Below are 17,414 nucleotides of genomic sequence, written 5' to 3' on the forward strand. Positions count from 1 at the left end.
GGGAAATATGGGACCACAAGCCCTCGCTTGGCTTTTACTAAGCTTCCCTTTACTTGGATGGGCAACTTCTGCTAAGGACATGCAAACGAACCTCTTTGCTCAAGGGCGTCCTGCCTTAGTATGGCCACAAACTGCAGCAGCGACACAAAGCGCACAAGTGTCGTCTGTTGTCCAAACAAAAACAACACAACAAGCACGTTGGCAGTGGCCAAAAGTGCTCGGTGTTTTAGGTGTCCGTGACCCAGGGCAAGCTCTGATATACAGAGTGTTACTTGAAGATGTAAATACAGGACATAAGTTTGATTTAATTTCTGGGCAAAGCTGGCAAGATATCTACCTTATTCGAGCGGACAAGACACAAGTTGTGTTGATGCAAGTATCGAGTGGCAAAATTCATAAGATTGCTTTGACATCTTCGCAACAGCCTGTAGGCGATTTATTGCAGTTGCGAGCCAATCCCATGCCTTCAGTGACAAGCACACCGACTAAGCCAAGTACTACACCAACGCAACCAATGCAAGATGAGGCAGTACTAGTACCGCTTGCGCCCAATGTCCCTGAACCAGAGACTAAAACGACCAAGAGTTTATTGGATACACTCATGTAAATGAGATATAGATCAATTACAGGTTATTTGGGTTTGCGCTACGTCATAAAATTGCAGTCTAATTAATGTTAGGTTGAGCGTCCAAAATAGGACAGAACTTGACCAATTTGGGGGAAGTCTTAGGCTTGCGTGATTTGTCCCTTTGTTGTACCTTAAGTCGGCATATGTATACCGAGTTTTGGCTAGCTAGCGCAGCTTACAAGCGCAAGAATATTCACTTAAGCTCTTTTAATCTCAGAAATAACTAAGTAAAAGAGTTTAAGCCCTAGAAAGGCGACATCTAGGCATTCTTCAATATGAATTTGGTCTGTAGAAGAATGGAGACGTAAGTAAACACGTCCATGTCGCAGCTTGCCTTGTGGATCTTTTCAGGCAAGGCAAGCAATCAGTGCGTGATTCTTAACCTATTTCTCGGTAGAATCACGTTTTGATTAATAGGCATGGCATCACACTCTTTGCTTAACTTTGTTAAGCTTGTGTACCAGCTGTAAACCAATAGCGAAAAGGGTTAAAGGAACATGACAAACTTTAAAAAGAAAGCACTAACTGCTTCTGTAGCTCTGGCTTTAGGTCTGGGCTTTGGCACAGCGCAAGCGGTAGAAGTTGCCGCTGATAACGCTGGTCAGTTGTTGTTAGGCCCATACTATGCCGCAGAAGCAGGCGTAACTACGGATATCACTGTGGTTAACCCTGATCTGAACCGTGCAGTAAAGGCTCACATCACTTTCCGTTCTAAGTTGAACTCAAAAGAAGTCCTTGACTTTGTAATCTACCTTTCACCTGGTGACGTTTTCCGTGGTGAGTTGAAAGATGGCAAATTCTATTCAACTGACGATTCTGTAAAAGCCTTACGTCAAATTAACGTAGGTACTAACCCAGGTTGGGCGAATGAGTTGGGCGCGGAAGTTTCTTTAGCTGCAGTAGCTAACGATAACTCAAACCAAGGCCACATCGAAGTTTATGGCATGTACTCTGCAGAAGGTACTGTAACCTTAACTGACGGTTCTAGCGTACAAGTTAAGCGTGGCATGACTAAAGCAGAACTCGCTAAAGTTTTCGACACGGACATCGCTGATCTGCGTGCGATTGCAGCAAACCAGCCATTAGTTGTTGCTAACAACCCTGCGACTGTACAGATCTCTGGTGAAGTTGCAGTTAACTTCCCTTCAGGTCAGAAAATGCTGTATCCATTCACAGCATTAGACGCTTCTGCCGCTGGCCAAGTAGTATCTAACGACGAGTTTGATACTTTCCGTTTTGGTAGCACGGGCGTAGGTCAAAACATTCCAGTAGGTAAATATGCTGGTGCAGCTGGCGCAGACAACCTCTACTTAGTAGAAGCTGCTCTGTCTGCAGACCGTCTGTTTGGTGCTTATGAGAGCTACAAAGAAGGGACTGACGAAGCTAACACTACCTTGTTAGTGAACTTCCCTACAAAGTATCGTCATGACCCAGCATACACTGACTACATCGGTAATGTTGCACCTTTCCGTAGCAGCACTCGTACGACTGGCGACGGCACCTGTTCTGTGGTAGCGGCTTACAGCTTCTCTTCTTACAACAACACAGAAGAAACTGTAGACTTGACTGCTTTGATCTCTCCTTACACACCTTACCTATCTACCTTGTGTGAAACCGAGATCGTTAACCCGAACTTCGTTGTTGACGGCACTCGTTACAGCATGGATCAAAACCCAGAAGAGTTGGCTACTTACCTAGCAAACAAAGACAGCCAGTGGATTGCTAACAATCCTAAGTTCCTGTACGACTCTGGTTGGTACAATGTTGATATGCGTGCAGCCGCTGGTTCTGCAGCTGTTACAGGTTACACTGGTATTCCTGTGATCGCCTATACGGTAAAAGCGAACGTAGCTAAGCAAGAAGTGACCTTGATTCCTGCTGCTAAGCAGTAATCTACCTAGCGTTACCTCTAGTAGCTAAAGGCTACAACTAATTAGAGCGGCGTCCTTGCGGACGCCGCTTTTTGTATTTATGCTCAGCGTACTTGGTTTACTTTTAGTATTGTTAACACCATTCAGGAATTTATATGAAAAACCAACTGCTGACGACGCTGATTTTATCCTTATCTTGTAGTTATGCCTCTGCTAGCATTTTGACAGACCTTACTGGAGAATCTAATTCAGGAGGAACAAGCAATAATATTCTCGACGGTGGCAGCAATACAAACACAGGGAACTCATCTTCTGGATTTGGATGTGATTCCAATGCTTTTTTATCAAATACTTTAGATACCAGCCCATATTGGGCAGGCAAGGATCGTATTAGTGATCTAAATAGTGGTTTGATCGGTATGAATGCTTATACCCTAGTCAAGCTAACTAAGCCTGTTGGATATAGCACGTTAGTTGTTAGTGGAAACCCTGATATTCATAGTTATAATGTGGATGCATGGGCCACTTTATATGATGCAAATCACCCTCGGATTGCTCAATTACAATCAGGAACAGGTGTAAAAGCGAGTTGGGTTAGTGGTTATGCAGAATGTAATGTGACTACCAAGCATCAATATTTTGGTGTTGGTTTTAATTTGGGTTTCACTGGTTCTGCATCGCAAGAAATCACCAAATATTTAGTGATTTATAATGGTTATAACTTGGAATGGGAATTTAATATTAACAACTTAGGTGTGCGCGTATTTGCGGATACTTTATCAGGTTTTAATGATTCCAATACTGCTGATGGATCAAGTGTGACTGATATCACGACAGATACCACAACAGATGCAACCACGGATGATGGTAATACTGGTGGTGTGATTACTGACGATACCACAGACACGACAACAGATACCACGACAGATATTATTACGGATACCACAACAGATACGGTAACAGATGCACCTCAGTGCGATACTTATGCTGATCTCGCTTATCAGACCTCTATTATAGGAACAGATCAGGCTGACACGATTAATATCGGTGAATATGTTTTTGGTGAAACTTATATTAATGGCGTGCTCGGAGATGATAAATATATTGTTCGAAGTTTGCCTGCTTCTTCAATCGACATAGTAGATCTTTTTGGGCAGAATACTTTGCAGCTTGGGATGATTAAGTCATCTATTGAAAATGTAAAATTAGAAAATAACCTATTAACTATAGAGTTAAATACAGGTAATAGCATTCAGATTAAAGGAGTAGCTAATTTTAAAGCGCTTGTATTTGCAGAAACATTCAACTTGCCTGAACAAATTACTCAACTAAAGACAGCGCTAGGCTTATAGGAAGGCACGCAATGCGAAGAAAGCAAATATTAGTGGCACTCACTTTGGTATTAGCAACAAGTGCGCAAGCTAGCTTGCTCGATGATCTGTTAGGCAATAATGGTACAGATGAAGAGACAAACTTGCCTATTGATACGGGCATTTACATAGAACATACAAGCCAGAAAAGCTTATATATGGGCACTGCAGATGCAGATTATATCTATTTGGATGCTAGCCATCCGACTTTAGCATCTGGAGGCTTAGCAAATGATAGATATAAAATTAGTGCCCAACAAAGTGCTGACCTTGTAATTAGTGATCTTCTAGGACAAGATAATTTAGTCGATTTAAGCTTAGTACAAAATAGCATTACCGAGGTGAGCTTAAATTCAGGGCAAGTGATTATCAATTTGAGTTCTGGTGTTAAGATTCAGATTGATGCAGCACAAACGCACTGTTTGCAAATCAACTTGGATGGTATTTTATCTGATTATAAGATAACAGATGAAAACAGCTTAGAAAGTTTTAAGCAGCTTCTCGGGATTTAATAGCGTAGGTTAGGTTGCTAACGGCAACCCAACCTAAGGTTTTAGGAATTTACTGATGCATCGGCATTATCTTTTTCACTGGGACTTGCAAATCTAGCACTTCGCCATTATCCAAGGTTAACTGCAAATCGATTTGACTTCCTTCGCTTAATTCTTGCTGTAAATTGATCAACATAATATGCAGGCCGCCAGGTGCTAGCTGTGTGCTTGCGCCTGCGGGTACTTGGATTTGATCAATTTTACGCATTTGCATCACGCCCGCCTCATGTACATGCGTGTGTAACTCGACGACACCAGCAACAGAAGATTGGGCGCTCACTAAAGCGCGTGCCTCATCTGTTGGGTTATTTAATTGCATAAATGCTGCTGAGTTAGGTTGGCCTGCTGGCATTGCACGCGCATAAGCATCTTTAACTTCTAAACTTGCTGCAGAAACTTGAGTCGCTAAACCTAAAAAAATGCCTGCAATTAAGCTTTTCATTTTAAATGACATGGTCAAGAATCTTCCTTATAACAGGTGAGGTTGTGCAAGCACTTTGCGTAGCGTATCGACTAAGGGTTGTGCTTGATGAGAATGGGGAATAACGCCCAGCATATCCCCTTGAGAATTTACAATATATAAATTAGAAGAATGATCAATCGCGTAACCCATAGCAGAATCTGGCAGCTCAACTTTCCGATAAAAGGCTCCATAAGCACGGGTTAATTGATCGATTTGGGCTTGACTACCAGTGGCACCAATTAAGCGTGTATCAAAAAAATCTACATAAGAGGCTAGGCGTTCTGGATGATCACGTTCTGGGTCTACACTGATAAAAATACCTTGCACACGCGCTGCTTCCTCTGGGGTGAGATTTTGCATCGCTTGGCTAAATGTCATTAAACTTGTGGGACAAATATCAGGGCAATAAGTATAACCGAAATAAACTACAATGGCTTTTTGTGGATATTGGCTTAGGCTAACTGGACCCTGCGCACTTTTTAATTGAAAATCCCCGCCACTAGGTAAAGTATAAGCTTCTTGGGAAGCCATATTAATATAAATAATACGTCCAAGAAAAATGCCGGCAAGGGCCAAACTAGTAATCAATAAGAGTAAACGCAAGCGGGAGGAGCTTAACATAAAAAATATCCTCTTATATATTTAAGGATGAGGCACTTGGAAGTCAAACCAGGTACCTAACCAGCCCTGCGGAGTTTTAAATAAAATACGTGCGCGCCAAACCATATCTTCATCAGTGCAAATACTTAAAATACCCTCACCTGTATACAAATGATCACTCTTCCGGGATAAGGGGTATCTATTAATTCCCATATACATATCACGGCCTTGGAAATCCAAGATGACCTCTTGTACTTTGGCTAATTCTGTATGTACTTCAATAGGAATGGGCGTGAGCACTTTTAAGCTATTGGGTGGCACGGTTAGGCGTACTTTGGCAGAATGGATCTGGCTTTCACAACTCCCTTGTGTTTCTAAAGCACAGTCAGTTTCAGGAGGAAACCAGCGCACTTGTGGTTCTATGCTGATCTCTTGTGTATGTTCGATTAAATACCAACCTGCAACGACTAAAGTCATCAAGGTGAGTAGCATTAAGAGATTCAAACGCCAATGTGAAGATTTGCTTTGAGTCATGCGGAGTCTACATAAATTAGTGCAAAAAGCATGATAGCAAATAGAGGCGGTGTCTAGACTGTGACATCTTGCCGCACCTGATCAAGGTCCTAGCCCGTCCTCACCCCAATCAGGGGCGAGGTTATCTCTCAAATCCCCTTGCCTGCGCTTTAAGAAGCTTGAGCGAGTGTATGGCGTAAGTGCATCAGTTCAGTAACATCTTTTTGCACGCCTATGTAATAAGTGAGCTGATCTTCTTCGTTATACACGGGGGTAATAGAGAGCTCATTCCAGAACATGGAACCGTCTTTGCGGTAGTTACGTACAATCTCACGACACGCTTGACCTGCTTGAATGGCAGCGCGAATTCTATCGAGTGCTTGTTGATCTCTATCATCACCCTGCAAAAAACGGCAATCTTGATACAAGATTTCATCTGCGCTATAGCCGGTGAGTTTTTCAAAACCTTTATTCACATAAATCAGCACATTGTCATCCCCTTCCTGCTCTGCGATGACAATACCATCCTCTGAATTTTGCACAATACGCTCTAATAGCTTGGGGTCCAGCATGGGTAAAGTTGGCATTGAGTTCGGCCTCAAAGTGTACTGAAGATGAAACAGAGACAAAATGTCTTCCGAGTGTGTGATAAGCGCGCGTCTTTACCAAGATGTATTTTTACGTGTTTATATAAAGGTTTTGTTCAATTAAATATACCTTTATGTGTACCTGTGTCAGTATTTGTCATTAGTATCTCAGAGTAAAATCCATTATCTTAATGCTTAATCTAGGGAAGAAATACCTACCAGATATTGACTAACTTGATTTCAGGAGATGCGTGTGTGCCCACCTCAGGTTAGGATGCGCCCAAACTTACGGCAAACTGGCTTTACCTTTATAGAGTTGATGATCACCCTGACAATTTTTGGTTTGCTCTCAACAATGGCCGTGCCTAGCTTGCGTAGCTTTATTCTCAACAATCGTATGTCAGCCTATACCTCTGATTTAGTACATTCTTTAGCACTGGCGCGTACGGAAGCGATTAAACGTGCAGTCCCTATCCAAGTGTGTGCTTCTAGCGATGCAAGTACCTGTTCAGATAATGGTGACTGGTCACAAGGCTGGATTATACGCACCCTAGACGGAGATATCATCCAAAGCCTACCCGCATTAAACGAACAGTCTAGCCTGAATGCAGGTGCTGCCAGTTTAACATTTCAGGCAAATGGTTATCTGCAAGGCACGGGGACACAATTTAACCTTTGTGATGATCGCGGAACACCTGATGCAAAAGTGATCCAAGTCAACGCACTTGGGCGGGCTTATCAGGATGCTTCTTTGACTGCCAGCTGCCCTTAATGGAGAAACCTTGTATGTCCAAGTCTTTATCCTCACAAACAGGGTTTGGTTTTTTAGAAGTGCTGATTGCGCTTGTGGTAATTTCTGTGGGCGTAATGTCTATGGCGGGGCTGCAGGTTAATAGTAGCCATACCAATTTTGATGCTTTGCAGCGTAATTTAGCAGTCGCTTTAGCTGAGGATATGTTAGAGCGTATGCGTTTGAATCCGAATGTGTTAACACGCTATGAAGAGGAAAATTTAGGCCAAGCGAGTCTTTCCAAGCCGACCTTGTGTGAGGGCGTGAATACGACCTGTTCTGAAAATCAAATGGCGGCTTATGATCTTTGGCAGTGGGAAAGTGAGCTTGATGGTATAGCTGCTCAGATTGATGGGAAGGATGTCGGGGGCCTGCTAGCACCTAGTGCTTGCATTCGTACTAATGACGAGCAAGTACAAGTCGTGGTGGCATGGCGAGGCCGTACGCCAGTACCGCAAAATGACCTAGATGATTGTGGTGCGGGTTTAGGGCGTTATGGTACCAATGACGATTTAAGACGTTTAGTGGTGCTGAACTCACGTATCCATCGGATTGATTAAAGGCCAGTAAACATGATGCTGAAAATATCCGCACAAAAAGGGTTTGGTCTTGTTGAGGTTATGATCGCCTTAGTTTTAGGTTTATTGCTTTCTTTGGCGGTGAGCGAAGCTTATGTGACCTCCTCACGGGCTTATCGTGCAAATGAGCTACAAGCACGCCTACAAGAAACAGGACGTTTTGTACTCTCTTATTTAGCTGATGAGCTAAGACAAGCCGATTATTGGGGGCGTGCGATAGATCCCTATTTAGTGGATAACTTTTCGGTCAGCGGCGATTGTTTAGGGCCTTTGGGTCTGAATATTACAGGGGTAAGTGCAAAACCAGAAGATGACCTAGTGCAGCCCCTTGCTGTAGTGAGTGTTGAAGGAACAACAGCCAATATTCCAAGCTGTCTACCACAAGCGGCAAGCTCTGCTAATGGTTTGCCACCAAGAGATATTATCAGTATTCGTTATGCTGGTGCCCAAGTAACGCCACCTTTGGCAGCAGGTGTGTATGTCAAATCCTTTAATAATGAAATGCTTATTTTTAGCTCAGGTGGCGGGAGTCCGCCAAGCGAACCTAGCAACGCAGATAACAACCAGGATATTTGGAACTATGTGGCGAATACTTTTTATATCCGTACGCAAGGCGATCAGGTTGAACTAGCGCGTTTACGTTTGGATGCCAGTGGCCTGAGTGTGCAACCCTTATTAGAAGGGATTGAAGGTCTACGTATTTTATGGGGCTATGATGGTGATGCAGGGGATCCAAGCATACGTGCTGATGGTGCTGTGGACCAATATATTAATGCCAGCCAAGTCCCTAACTGGCAACGTGTGATCGCAGCACGGATTTATGTTTTAGTGCGTAGTGAAATACTTGGTGGCTATACAGATACTCGTACTTATCAGCTAGGTGATGTGAGTGTGAATGCTTTTAATGATAACCGCTACCGCCTTGTGATGAGCAAAACTGTGACCTTGCGTAACCTACGTCTGCGTAATTATCGCCAAGGTCTCATGCTGGATACGAATTAATAAATATGAGGAGAAGTGCCATGAAACAACAACAAGGTATGGTGCTGGTTATTGGGCTAATTTTACTTTCTGGATTGGCTATCTTGGGGATTTCTGCCACTTCGAGTTCTATGTTAGAACTTAAAGTCTCTCGTAATGCAGAAGTGACAACAGATACCTTTCAAAATGCAGATGCAATTATTAATTCCCTATTAAACTGGGAACGCAGTGAGCTTGATTACCCTTTTAGAAAGCTGGAACGTGAAGGGCAAATACGTAATGAAGTGATCGACAATCACAATGTTACCGTCACTTTTTTAAAAAGCGAAGAAAAGTGTGAAAATGATACTTTAAAACGGATTTTAGGTGTGGATGCTTACCGCGCTGCTTGTAAACACTTTGATATAGATATTAATTTGCAACAAGGTAGTAAACAATTACAAGCAGGCTCTCACTTAGTACAGGGTGCAGCAGAAGTGACTATTAATGCTGGTACCATGGATTCTTTGCATTATTCTAATTCTGACTCCTAATCATCCGTATTAAGGGAGATAAATTAATGAAATCAGTCGTTCTATTTTTGGGTGTGTTTTTATTTGGCAGTGCCCATACCTTATTTGCAGATGATACAGAAGTTTATCGTTCTGCATATGATATTGAAGACTTGGGCGGTCGCCCGCAGGTGATGGTCGTTTTTGATACTTCAGGGAGTATGGGGTCAGGTATTCCAGGTGACTGGAGTACTAAACGTATTGACGTTGCTAAAGAGGTAGTGACAGCACTGATAGCAAATAACCCTGAGTTAGATTTTGGCCTTGCGATTTTTAACCGTAATTATGGTAGTGCTTATGATGGTGGGCGTATTATTTATGGGTTACCAGGTTCTAATAATAAAGAGCAAGGCCCGCAAGAACGCCAAGACTTGATTGATATGGTCAATAAGTTAAAAGCCAATGGAAATACGCCGCTTTGCGAAAGTATGTATGAAATGTATCGCTATTTCTCAGGATCTAGCCCTGAGTATGCGCCACCAGATAATAAAATTTATAATGGAAACCCTAAAAGAGACAAAAGCGTAGAGTCAGGTGGAAAATATAAAACCCCGTTCCGCCCCTGTGAAAATCTTTATGTAGTTTTAATGACTGATGGTGCACCCACCTCGGATACGGATGCAGACGCTAAAGTAGAGGCTTTAATTGGTAAAGATTGCAATAAATCAAATAGCTTAGGCGGCAGCAACTGTATGGCTGAGCTAAGCGAGTATATGCGCACTCAGGATATTAATAATGACCCTAGCGATGGGGTTCAACAGGTGCTGGTTTATACGATTGGCTTTACCACAAATCAAACGCTGTTAAGTGCGACGGCCGCGCCACTGAATAGCGATAAAATTAATAATGGTAGTGGTTATTTTACCGCAGATAATGCAGAGGAATTAGAATCTGCCTTTGAATTTATTGTCGCTGATATTCTTTCTCGAGGCACCACCTTTTCAGCACCTGCGGTTTCTACCGCCTTTTCTGATCAAACACAGAGCTTAAATAAAATTTATGTACCCCGCTTTTTACCTCGTAATGAACCCCGCTGGAGCGGTAATATTAAATTATTGAAATTTGATGAAGCCACAGGTTTGCTCGTTGATCAGTATGATAATGCTGCTATTAATACGGATACAGGTGAGATTAAAGAAAGTGCTGTACCTTTCTGGAGTAATGCCAGTGATGAAGGCGACAATGTAGAAATGGGCGGCGCTGGTGCGCTGTTAGTGAAAAAAGTTGAAAATGCGGGGATTAGTGCACGCCATCTCGTGACCAATACAGGGAATCAAGGCGCATTAGAAACCTTTGATACAGAAAATCCGCGTTTAGACGCGCAATTTTTTAGCTTACCGGAAGATACAAGCGCCAAAGAATTAGAAGACCTAATCCGTTGGGCTTCTGGTGAGGATGTTGCTGATGAAGATGAAGACCCAACAACTAGAGCACGTCCTTGGATTGTTGGAGATATTTTACATTCTAATCCGGTGGCCATTAATTATGGTGGCAATACAGAAAAAACCGCAGATCTTAAAGTGATTTTTGGGACCAATGCCGGCTTTTTGCATATTCTTAATGGAGATACAGGGCAAGAAATCAGTGCCTTTACGCCAAAAGAGTTAGGTTATTTGCATCGTATCTTACAAGAAAATACGCCGCTAGATATTGCTGAATCGAGTGATGCAGAACCCACAGATGTGATTTATGGCACATCACCTTATAACTTATTAGGTCCTTGGCTACCCTTTAGTACAATATCTGATGATAAAAGCTGTATGAATCAAAAGGATGCTGCAGATTTATTGGCAGAACGTGGTTATATTGCCCATTCAGAAACCCCGAAAGGCAGTAAAAAAGATTCAGGCTACAAAGATGGTTTTTATTTGCGTGTGCAAAATGGGGTGAAAATTAGTGGCTTAGGTCATAGCAGTAATTGCTTAACGCCTTATGTCAATGATATTCCCAGTGCTTTTACCGATGTACGCTCACAATTATATTACAGCTGCAAACCTGGTAATGATTGTGGTGTTGATGAAGGGAATTTGAAAAAAGATGGCTTTTTGTATACACGTCAATATTTAGAAAATATTGGGGCGATCCCGCCTTCTGGTTCAGGGGATGGCCGTCGTCACCCTTATGGTATTGATGGTGGCATTGGCTATGTGCGTTATGATGCCAATGATGATGGTGTTATTACTTCAGGCTCAGGCGATAAAGTCGTGATTGCCTTTGGCTTACGTCGTGGCGGTCGCCACTTATATGCTTTAGATATTACTAACCCTAATCAGCCTCAGCTACTTTGGCATATCAACCATATGACGCCAGGTTTTGCCGAGCTTGGACAAACTTGGACCACCCCCGCGCCGGCGCGCATTCCTGCTTATGATAATCCTGTGTTTGTGATTGGTGCAGGGTATGATACCAACAAGGACAAAGTAGACACGGGCATTATGGCGCAATTGGGTACAGACGATACCATGGGTCGGGGTATCTATATTATTGATGCTTACACAGGTGAGCTTGTGTGGTCTGCCCTTGCGGAAGGTGCTGGTGGTACCTTGAGCGTTAAGGGGTTAAAAGACAGCGTGGCGGCTAATGTCAGTGTTTATGATACAGATTATGATCGTCGTGCTGATCGGATTTATTTTGCCGATACAGGCGGTAACGTATGGCGTGCCAACCTGGTTGGTGATTTAAAAAGTGCATGGACGGTTGATCATTTTGCCCGTTTAGGACGTCATGATAATGCCAGTACCACGGAAGATAGACGCTTTTTTAATCGTCCTAATCTGGTGTCTGTATTTGTGAAAGGCAAACCAGCCGATTTAGTCGTACTGGGAAGTGGTGATCGTGCACACCCGAAAAAACAAGGGACAGACAATCACTTTTTTGTACTAAATGATCGTGATGGTGGCCCACGTCCGTTAGAGTTGGAAGATTTGGTCAACGGCACCAATCAACTGGTTGATTACAAAGCAGATGATTTTGATGGTTGGTATCTGCATGTGAGCCAGCCTAACCTGAATGGCGGTCATCATATGAAGGTGCTAGGAGAATCTGTAGTGCTTTATAACACCTTGTTCTTTTCTGCTTATGAGCCGGATTTATTAGGTGATGGGATTTGTAAACCAGCCATTGGTAAAAGCCACTTGTACGCACTGGATCTTTTCACCGCACAGGCCGCTAAAGATAGAGGGACAGATACTGTAGATGACAGTGCACGCAGCACAGAAGCGGGTTCTTACATTGTTGGTACACCAGCACTGGTAGTCCGCGAAGGGGATGTGTATTTACAAGGTACGGGTAAGGCTGTGGCTTCTGATATGGTTGAGGAAGACCGTGCTAATGAAAAAGGCGGACTGACCAACCCGAAAGCACGTAATCGTGTTGTGCCGACCTATTGGTTTGAACAAACCGATTAATTGATTTTTATAGCCCCTTGAAGCAAGGGGCTTTTTCTACTGAAGGACCTTTGTGATTATGTATAAGCGCCACCTTGGGATGACCCTGATCGAATTAATGATAGTGGTTGCTATTGTGGGTATTCTTGCTGCTTTTGCTTATCCAAATTACCAAGAGTCTGTGCGTAAATCACGGCGTGCAGATGGACAAGCTTTGTTGTTACAAGCAGCGACTCGTCAGGAAGAATATTTTAATGTGCATCGTACTTATGCAGATACCGTGCTTAAGTTGTATGGCACTAACAGCAAAAAATCGAATGATGAGCACTATACGTTAAATATTAGTGCTTGTGCTGGTGGGATTGATGAATGCTTCCGTGTAACGGCTACGCCGCAAGGTTCGCAAGCTGTGGATGGGGCTTTATGGATGCAATCAGATTTACAACGCGGCCCAACAGAAAAATGGTAAATGGGAGAGATCATCATGCGTGCTTTGGTATTCTTTGCTTTAACCTGTATGACGAACTATGCAGCGGCAGTTGATTTTACTCCCTTGGCAGAAGGGGAATATACGGCTTATAAATGCTATGTGAGTGCCTCAGATGGGCAAAATTATGTGCGCTTTGCGGATATGCAAGACTTGGAAACTGCCAAAAAATCCATTCAAGGACTTGGGATTGAGACCGACGAAGGCACCCAGTTGATGGTATTGGATTTCTTGGAGTGTACGGAAGCAAGCAAACTCTTTATTAATCCACAAGCACGCAAACTCGACGAAGAAACCCCAAGATAACTGTTAGAATCAGCAATAAAAAAGGGCACTTTTCAGTGCCCTTTTTGCATTCTTGATCATAATTTGACAAGAACACGTCCGCGAATTTTGCCTTCTGTAATCGCCTCAGCATACTCAGGCAGTTCGGCCAAGCAAATTTCTGCTGCGACGCTTTGTAAATGCTCGCGGGCCATATTTTTTGCCAAAGCTTCCCATGCAGCTAAACGTTGCGCATAAGGTTGCATGACACTATCGACGCCTAATAAACTGGCACCGCGCAAAATAAAGGGCATGACGCTTGTATTGAGTGCTGGACTTTGTGCTAAACCAACCGCAGCAATACAGGCATTGTATTGGGTTTGTGCAAGTACTTTGGCAAGTGTGTCTCCGCCAACTGTATCCACACCGGCAGCCCAGATAGATTTTTCTAGCATTTTGGGCGCTTCTTGCATAAAGTCTGCCCACAAAATCACTTCCTCAGCCCCTAGCGCCTTAAGCTGTGCGCTCGCCTGTGCTTTAGTGGACAAAGCATGGACCTTGAAGCCTTGTTGTGCTAACAAGCTGACCGCTAGACTACCTACGCCACCGCTAGCACCTGTGACAATGACAGGACCTTGATCTGGTGTAATCCCTGCATTTTGTAAACGTTGTACGCAAAGTTGTGCAGTTAAACCTGCTGTGCCCAAGATCATGGCTTCACGGGTACTTAAACCGTCAGGTAAAGGCACTAACCATTTGGATTGTACACGCATATATTGGGCATAACCGCCCCAGTAACGTTCGCCGACACTCCAACCGGTAAGAATCACTTGGCTACCGACAGGATAAGCATCTGCTTCAGATTCAACCACTTCTCCGGCGAGATCAACCCCAGGCACCATAGGAAAATCACGTACAATTTTCCCTTTACCTGTAATGGCTAAACCATCTTTATAATTAAGGGAAGAGTAATCGACTTTAATCAGCACATCACCGGCAGGGAGCGCATCCAATTCCAAGCTTTCTACTTGTGCTTGGGTTTTGCCTTCATGTTGGCGCAGAACGAGAGCATCAAATGGCATCTTATACCTCTGTATGTGAAGGTTCCAAAAGACTTGTACACACTGTAGAATCCCATTGTTAATTTGTCAAACAAATTAAGTTGCTTTGTCTGTGGTATACTCAATTTTTGCCCATCATCCCTTGGAGACATCCTTGTGAAGTTAGAATTTCGTCCACTGGTCACCGATAGCTTGCCTAAGCAAATTGCCGAACATTTACGTCAAGCCATTTTGGAAGGTGAATTACGTGCTGGCGATCGTTTACCCACAGAAGATGAATTAGCTGCGCAGTACCAAGTGTCGCGTCCTACAATACGCGAAGCCTTAAAGCGTCTTGCAGCTCAAAACTTAATTCGCTCGCGTCGCGGTCCAACAGGCGGAACTTTTATTAGTCGCCCTACTTTAGAGGAATCAAGCGAATCTTTAGTAAGTACTACCATGCTGCTGGCAAGTATGAATGAGTTTTCCTTGGCGGAAATTGCCGAAACGCGCCATCAGCTCACCCGTTTGTGTATGATTTATGCCTGTCAACAACAGCAACAAGGCCTGCTAGAAAAAACACACTTGCAACAGATGCGCCAGCACTTGCAGTTACAAGAGGATGAAATGAGTGATGAGGCATTTTGTGCTGCGGATGTGGCTTTTCATCGTGCCTTAGTCAACGCTAGTGGTAACCGGATGTTGGAATTTTTAATGTATGCTTTGGTAGAAGCCATGCAGCCTGTCGCGAATATGGTCGTGTATCAATTCCGTGAACGCCAGCACGTGATTCAATGTCATCATCAAATGGTCACTGCCTTGGAACAAGGGGATGAAGTACAGGGGAAACAAGCAGTTGATGACTTAATGGATTATCTCAAAGCACGTTATCAGGAAGCACAACACTGGCGTGCGCAAAGAGGGTAACTGTGCTCACCCTTGCCCTAGTTAGGGCAAGGGATAAGTGGTGATCTAGTGATGTGGGGGTGGTGGTTGTGTGAGATCATCAGGAGAAGATGTGTGCGACTTGTGAGAAGGTTCATCATTCTCATCTGTTAACACGCTGTGCACAGAAGGCTGATTGACAAAAAGTGTAGGATCAGGCTGCATCAAGGCTTCTTCTTCAGCGGCTTTTTCCTGTTGTTTGGCCTGAATTTTCTTGCGTGCAGCTTCTGTGACTTCATCTTCGAGTAGTTCGTCTTCTTCTAATTCCATTGAATCGATAAAGTCGTCTTCCTTCTCACGTTGTAGCAACTCGCGATAGCCTTTCAAAGCCTCAACTAAAAACTCATGATAGCAAGCTGTGTCTTGCAAAGTGCGCATGTTTGCCAACAGGGTATGCTCTTTGGACATGAGGGCAATACGTTTAAACTTGCGTGCGCTAAGACGTTGGTTGAATTTTACTAAAGGATAAATGCGGCAAATATAACCTTGGCGTCCTTCTAAATCGCGTACATACTCGATCAGTTCGCGTTTGAGTTTTTTGCGTTTGGTTAATAGCTCAGGGTAACGCGTTAAACTTGGTAAGATTTGCAGCATCCCAGTACCATGAGTTAACCAGAGCACAAAGGCCAAGCCGCCTGCAATCCCACCGACCCAAGGACCTACAATATTAAGCAAGCTTGTGAAGAACAAGAAAGCAGCGATACCCAAGGATACAAACCAAGTTAAACGAGCACGTCTTGCAGACTCCACTTCATAATCAGAGGGATACTCAGTCAGGGCAAGTAGCTCGTAGTCGAGGTTCTCCAACTCAACGTAAAGTTTACGGCGCTCTGCTTCTTGGCGTGCCTGCTCAGCTTTGCGCCTTTCTTCCATTTTTTTCTGGCGTTCTTGTTCTTCCCACTCGATGCGTTCGCGTTCGCGTTGCATCTTGAGTAGGCGCTCATCTTCCGGAGGTGCCTCTTGTCCCCCTAAAGGTTCCAAGGGAGCCTCTTGCATATTTAGTTTATCGACATCCATAAGCAAAACGCATTCTAGTATCGGCGGCTACACCCCAAAGGATAGCTTTGGGGAACTTGATGCATCTGTTTGATTAGTGCTTTATGCTATCACTCGCGTATCCATTAAGCTATGTTCTTGCGCATCTGAATCTCATACTTTTAACGGCTTCCTCTAGCTCAAGGCAACAGATTCCCCATTCTCTAAGAACTGGGCATAGGGATTTGACCAAAATGCGGCTGAGTCGGCTCGTTACACTAACGGTTGTTTCCCCTATCGCAATCACCAGAAATCTCCGCCTTTGAAGGTGAGGGGGACGTCAATAACTTTAGGATATTTTGCTTGTGCTGACCTTGATGATGGTGGCCTTAGTTGCCTTTCTATCGGCGACCTTATTGCCGCTGGGTTCCGAAGCTTTAGTGCTCAGTTATAGCTGTCAGCCACCTAGTTTAAGTCTCCATATCACGGCCAATTTGTGGATGCTGGGACTGGCAGCGACTTTGGGAAATACCCTAGGAGCTTGCGTAAATTGGTGGTTAGGACGCTATTTATTAGTTTATCAGCATAAGTCTTGGTTTCCCGTAAAAGAGGCCGGGCTACAAAAAGCCCAAAAGCATTTCCAGCGCTACGGCTATTGGAGCTTGCTTTTTACTTGGTTACCCTTGATTGGAGATCCTATTACTTTCATTGCCGGCTTAATGCGTGTCCCCTTTCTTTTATTTACTTTGCTCACTGCTGTGGGTAAAGGTACACGCTATGCGGTGTTGATTTATGCAGCGAACCAGCTTTGCTGAGCTAGTCGCCGCACTTTTG

Annotated in this window: 19 protein-coding genes; 13 read left to right on the plus strand and 6 right to left on the minus strand. The window is 43.8% G+C overall.

Features of this window, described 5'->3' with window-relative positions; translation table 11 throughout:
• Positions 1-7 precede the first annotated feature (7 nt).
• The 4 genes from BMX05_RS03215 (at position 8) to BMX05_RS03230 (ending at position 4,381) form a co-directional block, all read left to right on the plus strand.
• Positions 8-607 carry a hypothetical protein gene (locus tag BMX05_RS03215; protein WP_093308523.1) on the plus strand — a complete coding sequence of 200 codons (600 nt, stop codon included), beginning with the start codon at positions 8-10 and terminating at the stop codon, positions 605-607.
• Positions 608-1,125: 518 nt separating this feature from the next.
• Positions 1,126-2,520 (plus strand): hypothetical protein, encoded by a 1,395-nt coding sequence (locus tag BMX05_RS03220; protein WP_093308524.1) that lies wholly within the window; start codon positions 1,126-1,128, stop codon positions 2,518-2,520.
• 134 nt (positions 2,521-2,654) lie between these two features.
• Positions 2,655-3,851: a hypothetical protein gene (locus BMX05_RS12455; RefSeq protein ID WP_093308525.1), complete on the plus strand. Its 1,197-nt coding sequence runs from the start codon at positions 2,655-2,657 to the stop codon at positions 3,849-3,851.
• Between the two features lie 11 nt (positions 3,852-3,862).
• On the plus strand, positions 3,863-4,381 hold the full coding sequence (locus BMX05_RS03230; RefSeq protein ID WP_093308526.1) for a hypothetical protein: 519 nt from the start codon (positions 3,863-3,865) through the stop codon (positions 4,379-4,381).
• 49 nt (positions 4,382-4,430) lie between these two features.
• On the opposite strand, the gene BMX05_RS03235 is transcribed toward BMX05_RS03230, so the two are convergent.
• The 4 genes from BMX05_RS03235 to BMX05_RS03250 all read right to left on the minus strand — a co-directional run bounded on the left by BMX05_RS03235 (position 4,431) and on the right by BMX05_RS03250 (position 6,583).
• Positions 4,431-4,874 carry a copper chaperone PCu(A)C gene (locus BMX05_RS03235; protein WP_093308527.1) on the minus strand — a complete coding sequence of 148 codons (444 nt, stop codon included), beginning with the start codon at positions 4,872-4,874 and terminating at the stop codon, positions 4,431-4,433.
• Between the two features lie 15 nt (positions 4,875-4,889).
• Entirely contained in the window at positions 4,890-5,504 is a 615-nt protein-coding gene (locus BMX05_RS03240; RefSeq protein WP_093308528.1) for an SCO family protein, read from the minus strand.
• A 21-nt stretch (positions 5,505-5,525) separates the two neighbouring features.
• Complete coding sequence (locus tag BMX05_RS03245) at positions 5,526-6,017, minus strand: hypothetical protein (RefSeq protein ID WP_093308529.1); 492 nt, start codon at positions 6,015-6,017, stop codon at positions 5,526-5,528.
• A gap of 149 nt (positions 6,018-6,166) precedes the next feature.
• Positions 6,167-6,583, minus strand: a complete 417-nt coding sequence (locus BMX05_RS03250; RefSeq protein ID WP_093308530.1) for a PAS domain-containing protein — start codon at positions 6,581-6,583, stop codon at positions 6,167-6,169.
• A 274-nt stretch (positions 6,584-6,857) separates the two neighbouring features.
• Between BMX05_RS03250 and BMX05_RS03255 the strand changes: the two genes are divergently transcribed.
• From BMX05_RS03255 to BMX05_RS03285, 7 genes are read left to right on the plus strand one after another with little or no spacing between them, the layout of a single operon-like run.
• Positions 6,858-7,355: a GspH/FimT family pseudopilin gene (locus BMX05_RS03255; protein WP_177166767.1), complete on the plus strand. Its 498-nt coding sequence runs from the start codon at positions 6,858-6,860 to the stop codon at positions 7,353-7,355.
• Positions 7,356-7,369: 14 nt separating this feature from the next.
• Positions 7,370-7,933: a type IV pilus modification protein PilV gene (pilV, locus tag BMX05_RS03260; RefSeq protein ID WP_177166768.1), complete on the plus strand. Its 564-nt coding sequence runs from the start codon at positions 7,370-7,372 to the stop codon at positions 7,931-7,933.
• 12 nt (positions 7,934-7,945) lie between these two features.
• Entirely contained in the window at positions 7,946-8,953 is a 1,008-nt protein-coding gene (locus tag BMX05_RS03265; RefSeq protein ID WP_093308658.1) for a PilW family protein, read from the plus strand.
• Between the two features lie 20 nt (positions 8,954-8,973).
• The gene (locus BMX05_RS03270) at positions 8,974-9,465 is read left to right on the plus strand and encodes a pilus assembly PilX family protein (RefSeq protein WP_093308533.1); all 492 of its coding nucleotides are present in this window, start codon (positions 8,974-8,976) and stop codon (positions 9,463-9,465) included.
• A 26-nt stretch (positions 9,466-9,491) separates the two neighbouring features.
• Complete coding sequence (locus BMX05_RS03275; protein WP_093308534.1) at positions 9,492-12,890, plus strand: PilC/PilY family type IV pilus protein; 3,399 nt, start codon at positions 9,492-9,494, stop codon at positions 12,888-12,890.
• Between the two features lie 58 nt (positions 12,891-12,948).
• The gene (locus tag BMX05_RS03280; RefSeq protein WP_093308659.1) at positions 12,949-13,338 is read left to right on the plus strand and encodes a type IV pilin protein; all 390 of its coding nucleotides are present in this window, start codon (positions 12,949-12,951) and stop codon (positions 13,336-13,338) included.
• A gap of 15 nt (positions 13,339-13,353) precedes the next feature.
• The gene (locus BMX05_RS03285; protein WP_093308535.1) at positions 13,354-13,662 is read left to right on the plus strand and encodes a TapY2 family type IVa secretion system protein; all 309 of its coding nucleotides are present in this window, start codon (positions 13,354-13,356) and stop codon (positions 13,660-13,662) included.
• 56 nt (positions 13,663-13,718) lie between these two features.
• Here the strand turns inward: BMX05_RS03285 and BMX05_RS03290 are convergent, their stop codons facing one another.
• Complete coding sequence (locus tag BMX05_RS03290; protein WP_093308536.1) at positions 13,719-14,702, minus strand: oxidoreductase; 984 nt, start codon at positions 14,700-14,702, stop codon at positions 13,719-13,721.
• A gap of 135 nt (positions 14,703-14,837) precedes the next feature.
• On the opposite strand from BMX05_RS03290, the gene BMX05_RS03295 reads away from it, so the two are divergent.
• Complete coding sequence (locus tag BMX05_RS03295; protein ID WP_093308537.1) at positions 14,838-15,587, plus strand: FadR/GntR family transcriptional regulator; 750 nt, start codon at positions 14,838-14,840, stop codon at positions 15,585-15,587.
• Positions 15,588-15,632: 45 nt separating this feature from the next.
• Here BMX05_RS03295 and BMX05_RS03300 read toward each other — a convergent pair whose 3' ends face one another.
• A complete protein-coding gene (locus tag BMX05_RS03300) occupies positions 15,633-16,622 on the minus strand; it encodes a hypothetical protein (protein ID WP_093308538.1) in 990 nt (329 codons plus the stop codon).
• 323 nt (positions 16,623-16,945) lie between these two features.
• On the opposite strand from BMX05_RS03300, the gene BMX05_RS03305 reads away from it, so the two are divergent.
• The gene (locus BMX05_RS03305; protein ID WP_245710404.1) at positions 16,946-17,395 is read left to right on the plus strand and encodes a YqaA family protein; all 450 of its coding nucleotides are present in this window, start codon (positions 16,946-16,948) and stop codon (positions 17,393-17,395) included.
• The last annotated feature ends 19 nt before the right edge of the window (positions 17,396-17,414 follow it).

The organism is Allopseudospirillum japonicum, from assembly GCF_900108915.1.
Lineage (GTDB): Bacteria > Pseudomonadota > Gammaproteobacteria > Pseudomonadales > Halomonadaceae > Pseudospirillum > Pseudospirillum japonicum.

Excerpts from the sequence above, each read along its gene's own strand:
- BMX05_RS03215 (WP_093308523.1), top strand. The coding sequence starts at position 8 with ATGGGACCACAAGCCCTCGCTTGGCTTTTACTAAGCTTCCCTTTACTT.
- BMX05_RS03220 (WP_093308524.1), top strand. The coding sequence starts at position 1,126 with ATGACAAACTTTAAAAAGAAAGCACTAACTGCTTCTGTAGCTCTGGCT.
- BMX05_RS12455 (WP_093308525.1), top strand. The coding sequence starts at position 2,655 with ATGAAAAACCAACTGCTGACGACGCTGATTTTATCCTTATCTTGTAGT.
- BMX05_RS03230 (WP_093308526.1), top strand. The coding sequence starts at position 3,863 with ATGCGAAGAAAGCAAATATTAGTGGCACTCACTTTGGTATTAGCAACA.
- BMX05_RS03235 (WP_093308527.1), bottom strand. The coding sequence starts at position 4,874 with ATGTCATTTAAAATGAAAAGCTTAATTGCAGGCATTTTTTTAGGTTTA.
- BMX05_RS03240 (WP_093308528.1), bottom strand. The coding sequence starts at position 5,504 with ATGTTAAGCTCCTCCCGCTTGCGTTTACTCTTATTGATTACTAGTTTG.
- BMX05_RS03245 (WP_093308529.1), bottom strand. The coding sequence starts at position 6,017 with ATGACTCAAAGCAAATCTTCACATTGGCGTTTGAATCTCTTAATGCTA.
- BMX05_RS03250 (WP_093308530.1), bottom strand. The coding sequence starts at position 6,583 with ATGCCAACTTTACCCATGCTGGACCCCAAGCTATTAGAGCGTATTGTG.
- BMX05_RS03255 (WP_177166767.1), top strand. The coding sequence starts at position 6,858 with ATGCGCCCAAACTTACGGCAAACTGGCTTTACCTTTATAGAGTTGATG.
- pilV (WP_177166768.1), top strand. The coding sequence starts at position 7,370 with ATGTCCAAGTCTTTATCCTCACAAACAGGGTTTGGTTTTTTAGAAGTG.
- BMX05_RS03265 (WP_093308658.1), top strand. The coding sequence starts at position 7,946 with ATGATGCTGAAAATATCCGCACAAAAAGGGTTTGGTCTTGTTGAGGTT.
- BMX05_RS03270 (WP_093308533.1), top strand. The coding sequence starts at position 8,974 with ATGAAACAACAACAAGGTATGGTGCTGGTTATTGGGCTAATTTTACTT.
- BMX05_RS03275 (WP_093308534.1), top strand. The coding sequence starts at position 9,492 with ATGAAATCAGTCGTTCTATTTTTGGGTGTGTTTTTATTTGGCAGTGCC.
- BMX05_RS03280 (WP_093308659.1), top strand. The coding sequence starts at position 12,949 with ATGTATAAGCGCCACCTTGGGATGACCCTGATCGAATTAATGATAGTG.
- BMX05_RS03285 (WP_093308535.1), top strand. The coding sequence starts at position 13,354 with ATGCGTGCTTTGGTATTCTTTGCTTTAACCTGTATGACGAACTATGCA.
- BMX05_RS03290 (WP_093308536.1), bottom strand. The coding sequence starts at position 14,702 with ATGCCATTTGATGCTCTCGTTCTGCGCCAACATGAAGGCAAAACCCAA.
- BMX05_RS03300 (WP_093308538.1), bottom strand. The coding sequence starts at position 16,622 with ATGGATGTCGATAAACTAAATATGCAAGAGGCTCCCTTGGAACCTTTA.